General features: G+C 41.3%; 9 protein-coding genes and 1 other annotated feature. Of the genes, 3 read left to right on the top strand and 6 right to left on the bottom strand.

The annotated features are described in order from the left end of the window. Positions 1-24: 24 nt before the first annotated feature. The 6 genes from yjjX to bamD form a co-directional block, all read right to left on the bottom strand. Positions 25-552 (bottom strand): inosine/xanthosine triphosphatase, encoded by a 528-nt coding sequence (gene yjjX, locus JCM16456_RS12485; protein WP_068714814.1) that lies wholly within the window; start codon positions 550-552, stop codon positions 25-27. Continuing rightward, on the bottom strand, positions 515-2,872 hold the full coding sequence (locus tag JCM16456_RS12480; RefSeq protein ID WP_068714812.1) for a putative bifunctional diguanylate cyclase/phosphodiesterase: 2,358 nt from the start codon (positions 2,870-2,872) through the stop codon (positions 515-517). The genes yjjX and JCM16456_RS12480 overlap by 38 nt, the downstream gene beginning before the upstream one ends. Beyond that, positions 2,856-3,896 carry a polyamine ABC transporter substrate-binding protein gene (locus tag JCM16456_RS12475; RefSeq protein WP_068714810.1) on the bottom strand — a complete coding sequence of 347 codons (1,041 nt, stop codon included), beginning with the start codon at positions 3,894-3,896 and terminating at the stop codon, positions 2,856-2,858. Before JCM16456_RS12475 ends, JCM16456_RS12480 begins: the two co-directional genes overlap by 17 nt. A 188-nt stretch (positions 3,897-4,084) precedes the next feature. Further along, entirely contained in the window at positions 4,085-5,260 is a 1,176-nt protein-coding gene (pheA, locus tag JCM16456_RS12470; protein WP_068714807.1) for a prephenate dehydratase, read from the bottom strand. Between the two features lie 16 nt (positions 5,261-5,276). Beyond that, positions 5,277-5,396, bottom strand: a sequence feature (Phe leader region). A gap of 100 nt (positions 5,397-5,496) precedes the next feature. After that, positions 5,497-5,820: a ribosome hibernation-promoting factor, HPF/YfiA family gene (gene hpf / locus JCM16456_RS12465; protein WP_068714805.1), complete on the bottom strand. Its 324-nt coding sequence runs from the start codon at positions 5,818-5,820 to the stop codon at positions 5,497-5,499. A gap of 387 nt (positions 5,821-6,207) precedes the next feature. Continuing rightward, positions 6,208-6,936: an outer membrane protein assembly factor BamD gene (bamD, locus tag JCM16456_RS12460; protein ID WP_068714803.1), complete on the bottom strand. Its 729-nt coding sequence runs from the start codon at positions 6,934-6,936 to the stop codon at positions 6,208-6,210. Positions 6,937-7,094: 158 nt separating this feature from the next. On the opposite strand from bamD, the gene rluD reads away from it, so the two are divergent. The 3 genes from rluD to clpB all read left to right on the top strand — a co-directional run bounded on the left by rluD (position 7,095) and on the right by clpB (position 11,483). Continuing rightward, the gene (gene rluD, locus JCM16456_RS12455; RefSeq protein ID WP_068714801.1) at positions 7,095-8,069 is read left to right on the top strand and encodes a 23S rRNA pseudouridine(1911/1915/1917) synthase RluD; all 975 of its coding nucleotides are present in this window, start codon (positions 7,095-7,097) and stop codon (positions 8,067-8,069) included. A 2-nt stretch (positions 8,070-8,071) separates the two neighbouring features. Further along, complete coding sequence (gene pgeF / locus JCM16456_RS12450) at positions 8,072-8,800, top strand: peptidoglycan editing factor PgeF (RefSeq protein WP_068714799.1); 729 nt, start codon at positions 8,072-8,074, stop codon at positions 8,798-8,800. Between the two features lie 109 nt (positions 8,801-8,909). Beyond that, positions 8,910-11,483: an ATP-dependent chaperone ClpB gene (gene clpB, locus JCM16456_RS12445; RefSeq protein WP_068714797.1), complete on the top strand. Its 2,574-nt coding sequence runs from the start codon at positions 8,910-8,912 to the stop codon at positions 11,481-11,483. Positions 11,484-11,962: the final 479 nt, after the last annotated feature.

The raw sequence follows: 11,962 nt of genomic DNA, 5'->3' as shown, positions 1-11,962 counted from the left end.
GTTCTATTTATTTAAATATAGTTTTTAAATATTATCAACGTAGTGTTCAGGGTTGATAAACGGTACTAGAGCCAGAATAAGCGCTTGATGATAAACACTGCTTCGGGTTAGTTGAAACTGTGTTAACAAGCCAATTGCGCCACCTTTCTGTTTAATATTATTGGTACTAAACAGTTCATCCATTACATCGCCTAATTCGTGTTGATGTGACAGGCGTTCAATTACCGCTGGCGGTAGTTCTAGACTTGCTGAGCGAGACTCTCCACGACGATTTTCTGTTTCAATCACCATCCATGCAAAAGTGCGGTTATCTGCAATACCCGCTTCAAGGCCTACATAATAATCCGCCCCAGGAGTATGCTTTTTAGCATTTTTTATACGGTTGATTGCCCCTAAATGGGTCTCTTCATCACCAATAGGCTGATCGGGAACATCACTGCTTACTGCCACGCCGATAAACTCAAATTGGTGTTCTGGAAACACGGCTTCAAATGCGCTCTTTACCGCATTAATTTTAGCTGGATTGAGTGACGAAATGATAACTCGGCTCATGAGTAATGCTCTCTTGGATTAGTGGTTGCCATTGCAAAATGTCATTAAAAGACATGGGATGGGCATAATAATATCCTTGGAGAAAATCGCAACCATAGCTAGCAACCCATTGGTGGCTTTGACCATTTTCAATTCCCTGTGCGGTTACAGTCATTCCTTGAGAGTGACAAAGTTCGATTAATGGTTTGATAACACTTTGTTTTTTCTCTCTAAATAAGGTTTCCAAGAATTTACGACCGAATTTAATGTTCTTGATCGGGTATTGGATTAGTTGAGATAGAGAGGTGTGATGCACTCCAAAATCATCAATCGTGAGGCCGAAGCCTAGTTGACTCAACTCATTTAATAGTGGGTAATTCTCACTATCTGACGCAAAGGTTTCGGTTACTTCAAACTCCACTTCGCTTGGCATTATATCGTTGATTTTAGCCTGTTTTATAATAAATCCAGCTAAATCTAAAGAGGTTAGAGACGCTGAAGAAAGATTAATAGACAAGATAAAGTTGCCATTCAAGTGTTTCTTTAATTGATTGAACTTGGCGAAAGCGTTTCGCACAACCCATTGATCTAAAATACCAAATAACCCTGTTTGTTCTGCTACGGGAATAAATTCTACAGGGGATACTTCACCAAGAAGAGCCGAGTGCCAGCGTAGTAGCACCTCGACACCAACCACTTTGCCGTTGGAGCAAGAAAAGTAAGGTTGATAAGCCAGTGAAAACTCGTCATTAAAATTTCCCGCTCGTAAAGCACGTTCAATACTATTACGGCGTTGGACTTCTTCATCCAGTTTTTGAGAATAAAATGCAATTTTGTTTTTACCGGAATTTTTTGCTTGGTACATTGCGGCATCGGCATGTATCAATAATTTGTCAATATGATCACCATCGACCATAAAGGTTGCGATACCAACACTGGCAGTAATAGGAAAGTTGGATAATGAGGTGTTATCGTTATTGCGAATCGGATCCAATAGCCGTTGGGAAAATTCTGAAGCGCAGTCATTTAGGCGCTGCGGTCCACCAATCAAGATAGCAAATTCATCGCCAGAAAGACGAGAGGCAATGCTGAATACACCGTAAGTACGGTTAAATTCATCACATAGCAAACGCATGTGGGTAGCGAAGCTAATCAGCAATGAGTCACCCACTTGATGCCCATATTTGTCGTTGACGTATTTGAAATTGTCTAGGTCTACATACAGAACCCATGCCTGATGTTTGGCTGGCAGTTCCGCTAATGTTTTTTGTGCCTGGACTTGGAATTGATGTCGATTGGCTAATTTTGTTAGATGGTCATTTTCTGCCAGAACTTTAGTACGTTGATAGGTACTTTCAAGCTCAGTATACATAGCGTAGAAACGGGTTGAAAGACGACCTATTTCATCATTCGTGTTGAGTTTTTCAATGTTACGTCGTTTTTTGTTTTCTACTTCTTGCAGTTGTGTATCTAAGCGCAAGATTGGGTTAATCACGTGTCGGTAAAGTAGAAGCAACAATAACAATACAGTGACAAAAGCCGAAACTGAAAAAGAGACGAGCAGGTCTTTTTGAATGCCATTAAGCTGATTTTTTAGAATCATAGGCGCAGGATCGAGAATGGCATAATAGCCGGGCATCAGTTCTGCTGTTTGCAATAATTCATGCTGTTTTTTCGGGAGTTGGTGCGAAAAATAAATCAGAGTTTTGTTGTCAAACTCCATCTTTTTGCGTAGTGCATTGAATTGGTCGAGTTTGACATAAACAACAACAAAGAAAACCTGATTGCGGTTGTAGCTTAAAGGCGTTTCAAGGGTTTGGGTATCAAGTACATCATAACGCACTAATACGCCTTCCCCCGCGGCGTTAGTGGTATAGCTTACATCCGATGTTCTACGTGTTTTCTCAAAACGACGGTCAACGTACTTTTTAACAGTAGGATCGATTTGAGCAAATGGGTCATTGCTGTTCTCTGCGTAATAAAGAACCTTTTTATTTCCATCTAAAATAGATAGGGCGACAAATTGTTGCTCACTTGGCTGCAAGATGTGCAGTGTTTCATGCATATTGTCGACAAGTTCTAGCTCTCGGTAGGGATTCTGCTTATGAGAAAAATAGTAGCGAATGATGTCACTCTTCGACAGAGTAAATGAATAGCTACCGACCAGCGCTTTCGTTTGTTGAAAGTGGCTGGCCAGTTTTTCCATATTAAGTTGCAGATAGCTGTCAGTACGCTTGATCAGTGCATCTTTTTGACTGTTATAGATAATGTAGCTTGACGCCGCGGAACTGAGTAGGATTACCGGTGCGATAAGCAATAGTATTCTATGGTTTAACTTCATGCTGGTTAATAATACTGTTTATAATTTTAGCCCTGACATTTAAATTTTCCGGAGTGAGTTCACTGTCGATAAGACCGCCACCCTGTAAAGCCTCAGGGGGAAAGATCGACTTATCATTAGCGTACGACTTCGGTAGTAATTTAATTGCTTTTGTATTTGGAGTTGCCGCCTCTATGTCGAGGGCATTCAACTTGGCTATCTCAGGTTCCATCAGAAACTCTAAGAATTGCTTAGCCTCTTTTTTTACATGAGAATTACTGTTTATTGCCATACAGTCAATCCATAAGTACGGTTCTCCACTCGGCGTCACAAAATCCCAGTCATTTGTCTTAAAATAGCGATTGAGTGAATATTGATCGCCGCTGTAGGCGACCGCCATGTGCAAGTCATCACTGTTTTTGTGACTGCGCACATAGCTCAGTAGATACTCATAAGTGAGGATATTAGGATTTGCTTTAAGCATGGCCTCATAGGCTTGCTTTAATGCATGTGCATTATCTGTAATCGGTGAGTAGTTAAAGCTGTATAGTGCTGGTAGTAAGGTCTCGACACTATCTTGGATCATTCCGATATGACCGCGTTGAGATGGAGCGATATCAACCATGTCACTCCAATCAGGAACATGGTCTACTTTACTCTTGCGATAGGCAATGCCCACCGATCCCCAAAAATAAGGAATCGCTGCAGTTCCACAAGCTTGATTCCAGCGTGGTAAATTATTTTTACGGTTGGATAAATCAGTAAGGTCTTCAAAAACGTGCTGTCGAGAAAATAAATGTGCCGAAATATTATCTAAGACAACAATATCAAATGGTAACTGTAAACTTTTTAACATTAATAAACTTCGTTCATCATCATTATCAAAATGATATAAGTTAAGTTTAATATCGTGACTTTCATTCCATTTATTTATTACTCGCTTAGATAGCGTATCTTCCCATAAATAAATGTTGAGTTCAGTAGCAATGGCTAATTTAGCGAATGTGATGCTCGCTAGTAAGGAAATAATGACACTCTTTTTCATGACAAGTTGTTAAACCTTGTGATTAGAAACACTGAAAATAGAGGTGGTAATGAATGGGGCCGTAAACCGGAGACAGTAAAAAGCTGACAGCGAACTCATTGATACCACTTTGAAATCGATTTCTTCGATTGTAAAGTAATCAAAATGATGCTGCCAGCTCTTTTGTTCAATGTTGCAATTAAATCCTATTAACTCAGTTTAATTTGTGTTGGTTTTACATTTTCAATAGGATAGGAACCAAGTACTTTCAAATGCGTTGTTAATTTAGTTAATTCACTGAGTGCTTGTTGCATTTCTGGTGAATCAAGGTGTGCTTGTAAATCCACATAAAACATTTCTTCCCACGGATTTCCCATAATTGGACGTGATTCCAATTTTGTCATGTTAATACCGTAACGTTGCAGTACTAATAAAGAAGAAACGAGTGAACCGGCTTCTTGCGCTGTTGACATAATTAAGGTTGTTTTCGCTGGTATTTGCAATGAAACATCGATTGGTTTACGAGCCACAACAATAAAACGAGTATAATTTTCTGTTTGGTTAGCAATATGAGATTTAATGGATTGTAACCCATATAATTTGCCACTTGCTGCGCTACCGATAGCTGCCACATCTGGTCGGTTCATCTCGAGCACTTTTTTCATTGCATCGGCAGTACTAACACACGATTCTAATTGAACGTCTTTTAAGTGCCGTAAGAATTCACTGCATTGTTGATGTGGCTGTGGATGGGAATATAAAACCTTTATATCTTCTAGTTTTACATCTGAAGTTGCCAATAAGCTGTGTTCGATAGGTTGGGTGATCTCACCGACGATGTACAAGGTGGTATGTTGCAGTATGTCATACACTTCGTTGATTGAGCCGGAACTGGTGTTTTCTATCGGTAATACCCCATAGTCGGCATGGCCTGTTTCCACTGTTTCTGTAATGTCGCGAAAGTGCTGGCAGTTAATTTCAATCAATTCTGAGTGTTTACGACTGAAATATTCGCGAGTTGCTAGATGGGAGTAGGAACCTTTTGAACCAAGGAATGCAACACGCGCTAAAGGTTTTGAATACTGTGGATTAGCCAGTTCTTGAAGATACGATTGTTGTAGGAGTACTGAGTCTTCAATGATGGTATGAAAAAGTTTTGTGATGTATTGAGCGTCTAACTCGTACTTTTCTTTACCAGAGTTGATCAGCTTGACTAAAAGCTGCTGCTCGCGTTTAGCATCGCGCACTGGTTTTGCGGTTTTTACTTTACTTTTAGCTACTTCGATACTGAGTTTACGTCGCTCTGATAACAGAGCAAGAAGTTGATCATCCAGTTCATTTAAGCGCAGTCTAATCTCGTCAAGAGAAAGAGAGTTGTCTGTCATAACACATTATCCTTATATGAAAAAAGCCTCCCGAAGGAGGCTTTCTGTTCGTTTTTGACTTCTTTATGCCAACGAGCAAGCCTCCAATCATTATTGGAGAAAAAAGAAGTCAAAAAAGAACGGGAATGGGGTCATAGTTTTTATCTACATGCTCACTATAGAGTCTTCACAATAAGCAAGGCTTGGTAAGGCGTCAAGCAAAAAAATAGCGCCTTACGGCGCTATTACGAAATCGTTTATTCAAGAATGTCGGGAGCGGGTGTTGCTGCTCGTCTTGCTTCTGGTTTATGGCGCAGTTTATTCAACTGACGTTCTAGCTTTTGTTCTACCTCGTTAATCGCTAGATAAAGGTCTTCATTGGTTGCAGAAGCGTTTAGTTGTCCTTTTGGAATACTCACACTGGCGTCAAATTTTTTCTGCTTGTTGGGCTCTTCGCTGAAACTTGCTTGGCAGCTAATAATGTCCACTTGCCATTTTTCTAGCTTTTTAAATTTGCTCTCAATGTGATTACGGATGGCAGAGGTAACGTCGATATTTTTACCAGTAATGTTCAATTGCATAGTGCCTTTCCTCTGTTATATCCCTCATTGGGTAAGTTCAGATTGCATGATTGGATAGGAATGTGATGTGATCTAGATCACTTTGTGGCGTGGGTTTTTAAGCGGTGAATCTGAACGTGATCTCCCGCAAGGAGTGTGATTAAAAAGATCAAAAAAAGCTTGAGATTCGTAAATTACGGGTTACAGTGGAGAGAGTGGAAACTAAAAATCCTAACGTTTTTAGGGATTTTTTTCGTGCTGAAAATAAGGTAGTGCAAAAAATGCTCCCTAATAAAACGTGATTTACATCACTATTTATTAGGGAGCATTTCTTTTCTGTATTGCATGAATAAGACGAGACCACTTCGCTGAAGTGGTCTCGTCTTGAATTATGTTCAACGTTAGCGACTATGGCAGAGGATTTAACTTCATCAACTGCTCTGTGCGTTGAGCTGATTCTGTCAATCCCAGTTTTTTGTAGGCGTCTAATTCGATAGAAAGCGATTTTCTCGCAGCTTCTGTATCAGGATAAGTTTTCTGAATCTCCTGCGCTCGGTTGATCGCTGCAATCCAAGCTTTTCTTCTTAAGTAAAAATCGGCGGTAGCAAGGTCGTAGTCTGCTAAGCGATTTTTTAGTGAATACATGCGTTTTTGCGCATCGGCTGCATATTGGCTATTTGGATAACGTTCAAGCAGCTTTTTAAAATCGGCAAAGGCTGATTTTGCTGGCTCTGGATCGCGATCGCTACGGTCAACATTAAATAGGCTCTGCATAAAATTGGTATCTTGAGCCATATATGTTAATCCACGCATATACAGCACCCAGTCCATTTTAGGATGGGTAGGGTTTAAGCGAATAAAGCGTTCGATAGACGCTAGTGCCATCGCTAAGTCATCGCTCTTATAGTATGCATAGATAAGGTTTAGCTGAACTTGTTCAGAGTAAGCACCGAATGGGTAGCGAGAATCGAGAGCTTCCAATTTTTCGATCGCAGTTTGCCAGCTTCCTGATTGTAATGACTCTTGAGACTCCGAATACAGTTGGGAAGGTGGAACGTCAGGAACCACTTTTTTGCTGCTAGAGCAGCCAGCTAGAAGGGTTATCGCGAGTAGGCTGGTAATAGTCTTATATTTCATATCAGGAGAAACTTCCTTGAAATTAGTGCTTCTTAAACAGTAGAGCTAAGTGCGCTCCGTAAAACGTGACGTTACTTTCTATTCAGTAACAGATACAATGGCGTCATATATTATCCATACTAGTGGCATTAGTCCCACGGTTTTTAAAAAAGTTCGATATGGCTCAGCAGATTGAATTAACTCAAACAGTCAAAGAAAGTCAACTTGGTCAACGTCTTGACCAAGCTGTGGCTGAATTATTTAGTGATTTTTCCCGTTCTCGTTTGAAAGAATGGTTGTTGGAAGGAAAAATCTCTCTTAACGGTGATGTGATTACTAAACCAAGAACCAAGGTGTTCGGTGGGGAAGTGATCACTGTTCTTGCAGAATTGGAAGATGAAGAACGCTGGGAAGCACAAGATATACCGTTGAATATCGTCTATGAAGATGATGACATTATCGTGATTAATAAACCACGCGATTTTGTTGTTCACCCAGGCGCGGGAACACCTGATGGCACCGTGTTAAACGCGTTGCTGTTTCATTATCCAGCTATTGCAGAAGTACCTCGTGCAGGTATCGTGCACCGTCTCGATAAAGATACGACGGGTTTGATGGTGGTTGCTAAAACGGTACCAGCTCAAACTAAGTTGGTTCGTGAACTGCAAAAACGCAATATCACTCGTGAATACGAAGCGATTGCAATTGGTCGTATGACAGCTGGTGGCTTGATCGATAAACCGATCGGTCGTCACTCAACCAAGCGTACGCTTATGTCGGTTAGTCCAACTGGTCGTCATGCGGTGACTCACTATCGTGTGGCAGAGCATTTTCGTGAACACACTCGTATTCGCTTACGCCTTGAAACGGGTCGTACACACCAAATTCGTGTACATATGTCTTACCTTCAGCATCCATTGCTAGGCGATAGTGCATATGGCGGTCGTGCGCGTATCCCTAAAGGTGCATCAGCAGAACTAACCGATATGATTCGTGGGTTTGATCGTCAAGCACTGCACGCAGTAATGTTGAAATTTGATCATCCAATTACGGATGTACCACTGGAATTTCACGCACCAGTACCTGATGACATGGTAGAAATGGCTGAAGCACTACGCCAAGATGCATTAGCTAATCCAATCGAAGAGTACTAAACATGAACCCTATCATCCCTAACTGGCCAGCACCCAAGCAAGTGAAAGCCATAGCATCAACCCGACTAGGTGGCTTTTCCCAAGAACCTTATCAAGGACTTAATCTGGGTATGCATGTTGGGGATGATTCGGTTACTGTCGAGCGTAATCGTAATATCTTGGCCCAAGAGGTCGGTATGCCAAGTTTGCCTGTGTGGTTGAATCAAACACACTCAAACGTGGTTGCCGTGTGTGAAGAACCAACATCAGTGATTATTGATGCTGATGGGGTTGTGACGTCTACACCTCAGGTGGTTTGCTCAGTAATGACTGCTGATTGTCTGCCTGTGTTGATTACCAATTCGGCAGGCACTCAAGTTGCTGCAGTTCATGCAGGGTGGCGCGGATTGGCCTGCGGGATTATCGAAAATGCGTTGCAAAAAATGAGTGGTGACCCCCTTATTTGGTTAGGCCCTGCGATTGGACCGAGCGCATTTGAAGTTGGTGAAGACGTGTTAAGTGCTTTTGTGTCGATGCATAGCGCAACCGAACGGGCCTTTGTTCCTCGTAAAGGCGTGACAGGCAAGTGGTTCGCCGATATGGACTTAATTACACGAATTCGCTTAAACGAGTTGGGGGTTACTCAAGTATATTCATCGAACCTTTGCACTTTTAACGATTCAGAGCGTTTCTATTCTTATCGCAGAGATGGCATTACTGGTCGGCAGGCCTCGTTTATTTGGATTGACTAGTGATTCAAATTCTACAAATAAACTAACCTATTCCCCTTGAAATTCACTTTATGCGTGACCATTTTCTTAACGTAATCAATTTAACTTATTTGAGGTTAGGAAGGTTGTTATGCGTCTTGATAGATTCACAAGCAAATTTCAAATAGCCATTTCCGACGCCCAGTCGCTCGCGCTTGGGCGTGATCATCAATACATTGAACCTGTTCATCTGATGGTTGCATTAATGGACCAAAATGGCAGTCCAATTCGACCACTACTCACTATGCTCGACGTTGATGCAATGCAACTACGGTCTAAACTCGGTGAGATGCTTGATCGTTTACCTAAAGTAAGTGGTATCGGCGGTGATGTTCAGCTTTCAAATAATCTAGGCACTTTGTTTAACGCTTGCGATAAAGTCGCGCAAAAGCGCAAAGATGCTTATATCTCTTCTGAGATTTTTCTTTTAGCAGCACTGCAAGATAAAGGGCCTTTAGGTCAATTGCTTAAAGAGCTAGGTTTGACCGAGAAAAAAGTGAATGACGCGATAGAAAAAATTCGTGGCGGTCAAACAGTTAACGACCCAAATGCAGAAGAGTTAAGGCAAGCACTAGAAAAATATACTGTCGATCTTACTGAACGTGCAGAACAAGGTAAGCTTGATCCTGTGATTGGTCGTGATGACGAAATTCGTCGTATTATTCAAGTTCTGCAACGTCGTACTAAAAACAACCCAGTGATTATCGGTGAACCGGGTGTAGGTAAAACTGCAATCGTTGAAGGTTTGGCGGAACGTATTATTAATAACGAAGTACCGGAAGGTTTACGTGGCCGACGTGTGCTTGCTCTCGATATGGGCGCATTAGTTGCTGGCGCTAAATATCGTGGTGAATTTGAAGAACGTTTGAAATCGGTATTAAACGAGTTATCTAAAGAAGAAGGCAACGTCATCCTATTTATCGATGAGCTGCATACTATGGTCGGTGCTGGAAAAGGCGAAGGCTCTATGGATGCGGGTAATATGCTAAAACCAGCATTAGCTCGCGGTGAGTTGCATTGTGTCGGTGCGACCACACTCGATGAATACCGTCAATATATAGAGAAAGATCCAGCACTTGAACGTCGTTTCCAAAAAGTGCTGGTGGATGAACCGAGTGTAGAAGATACAGTGGCCATTTTACGTGGCCTGAAAGAGCGTTATGAACTACACCATCATGTTGAAATTACCGATCCCGCAATTGTAGCGGCAGCGACGTTGTCCCACCGTTACGTTTCTGATCGTCAGCTACCCGACAAAGCGATCGATTTGATAGATGAAGCTGCATCCAGTATTCGTATGCAGATAGATTCAAAGCCAGAAGCGTTGGATAAATTGGAACGCAAAATCATCCAATTAAAAATTGAACAACAGGCTCTATCAAATGAACATGATGATGCGAGTGAAAAACGTTTAAAAATTCTTAATGAAGAGTTGCAAGAAAAAGAACGTGATTACGCCGAGCTGGAAGAAGTGTGGAAAACCGAAAAAGCAGCATTATCTGGTACTCAGCATATTAAATCTGAGCTAGAACAAGCTAGACTGGATATGGAAGTAGCTCGTCGTGCTGGTGATTTAAGCCGTATGTCTGAATTGCAATATGGTCGTATTCCTGAATTAGAAAAACAGCTCGACCTTGCCGCCCAAGCAGAAATGCAAGAGATGACCTTATTACGTAATAAAGTCACTGACGCCGAAATCGCAGAAGTACTGTCTAAGCAGACGGGTATTCCCGTTTCTAAAATGTTGGAAGCGGAAAAAGAAAAACTGTTGCGCATGGAAGAAGTATTGCATGAGCGTGTGATTGGTCAGGTTGAAGCAGTAGAAGTGGTTGCAAACGCGATTCGTCGTAGTCGCGCTGGTTTATCTGATCCAAATAGACCAATAGGCTCGTTCCTATTCTTAGGTCCAACTGGTGTTGGTAAAACGGAATTGTGTAAGACACTGGCAAACTTTATGTTTGATAGTGAAGATGCCATGGTGCGTATCGATATGTCCGAGTTTATGGAAAAACACTCTGTGGCTCGTTTAGTCGGAGCGCCTCCAGGTTATGTAGGTTATGAAGAAGGCGGTTATTTAACGGAAGCTGTTCGTCGTAAACCTTACTCAGTTATCTTGCTAGATGAAGTAGAGAAAGCGCATCCTGATGTGTTTAACATCTTACTTCAAGTGCTTGATGATGGCAGGTTAACTGATGGACAAGGTCGTACGGTTGATTTTAGAAACACCGTTGTGATCATGACATCCAACTTAGGCTCTGAACGAATTCAAGAAAACTTCGCTCAACTTGATTACCAAGGAATCAAAAATCAAGTTATGGAGGTGGTTAATCAGCATTTCCGCCCTGAATTTCTCAACCGTGTTGATGAAACGGTGGTTTTCCATCCGTTGGGTCAAGAGCATATTCGTTCTATTGCTTCTATCCAATTGGAACGTTTGCACAAGCGTCTATTAGATAGAGACTATGAATTAAAAATTAACGATGAAGCTCTAGCCTTGATTGCTGATGTCGGCTTTGACCCTGTGTATGGTGCTCGACCATTGAAACGTGCGATCCAGCAAAATGTCGAGAATCCATTAGCGAAGGCTATTCTGGCAGGGAAATTTATACCAGGACGATCGATTCACATTAGCGTAAAAGATGGCAATATTGATGCTTACCAATAACCGAGCATCAGTAAAAGTTACATAAAGTGAAAAGGAGAGCTAGTGAGCTCTCCTTTTTCTTTCATATTTTTGCATTAAACTTGTTCGCTTTGGGGAAGTTTTGAGCATTAGAACGCGAAAGTCGATATTTTATAAGTTTCTCTCTTGCGTCATTAAGAAAAGCGCCTATAATTCGCTTCCGTTGTCACGCAGTAATCAGTTTTACTCGGAATCAACAGGACAATTAAGTTTAAGAAATTAAATGAAAAAAGTGGTTGACTAACGAAAGGTAATCGCTAAAATGTCCGTCCGCTTTGAGATGAAATCGAAAAGCAAAGCTCTTTAACAATTTAAACCTATCAATCTGTGTGGGCACTCGTTGATGATAATCATAGCTTCTTAGGAAGCAAAATGGTTTCAATGAACTGAGTGACCAATCGATAATTTATTATCGGCACAGTCAATTCAACATTACTTAGTAATGTATTCAGTATTCATTG

The sequence above is a fragment of the Vibrio tritonius genome, assembly GCF_001547935.1.
GTDB classification, from domain to species: Bacteria; Pseudomonadota; Gammaproteobacteria; order Enterobacterales; family Vibrionaceae; genus Vibrio; species Vibrio tritonius.
Note: the sequence above shows the minus strand (reverse complement) of the source record. Positions and strands in the feature narration are given on the sequence as shown.

Excerpts from the sequence above, each read along its gene's own strand:
- JCM16456_RS12475 (WP_068714810.1), bottom strand. The coding sequence starts at position 3,896 with ATGAAAAAGAGTGTCATTATTTCCTTACTAGCGAGCATCACATTCGCT.
- hpf (WP_068714805.1), bottom strand. The coding sequence starts at position 5,820 with ATGCAATTGAACATTACTGGTAAAAATATCGACGTTACCTCTGCCATC.
- pgeF (WP_068714799.1), top strand. The coding sequence starts at position 8,072 with ATGAACCCTATCATCCCTAACTGGCCAGCACCCAAGCAAGTGAAAGCC.
- yjjX (WP_068714814.1), bottom strand. The coding sequence starts at position 552 with ATGAGCCGAGTTATCATTTCGTCACTCAATCCAGCTAAAATTAATGCG.
- clpB (WP_068714797.1), top strand. The coding sequence starts at position 8,910 with ATGCGTCTTGATAGATTCACAAGCAAATTTCAAATAGCCATTTCCGAC.
- rluD (WP_068714801.1), top strand. The coding sequence starts at position 7,095 with ATGGCTCAGCAGATTGAATTAACTCAAACAGTCAAAGAAAGTCAACTT.
- bamD (WP_068714803.1), bottom strand. The coding sequence starts at position 6,936 with ATGAAATATAAGACTATTACCAGCCTACTCGCGATAACCCTTCTAGCT.
- pheA (WP_068714807.1), bottom strand. The coding sequence starts at position 5,260 with ATGACAGACAACTCTCTTTCTCTTGACGAGATTAGACTGCGCTTAAAT.
- JCM16456_RS12480 (WP_068714812.1), bottom strand. The coding sequence starts at position 2,872 with ATGAAGTTAAACCATAGAATACTATTGCTTATCGCACCGGTAATCCTA.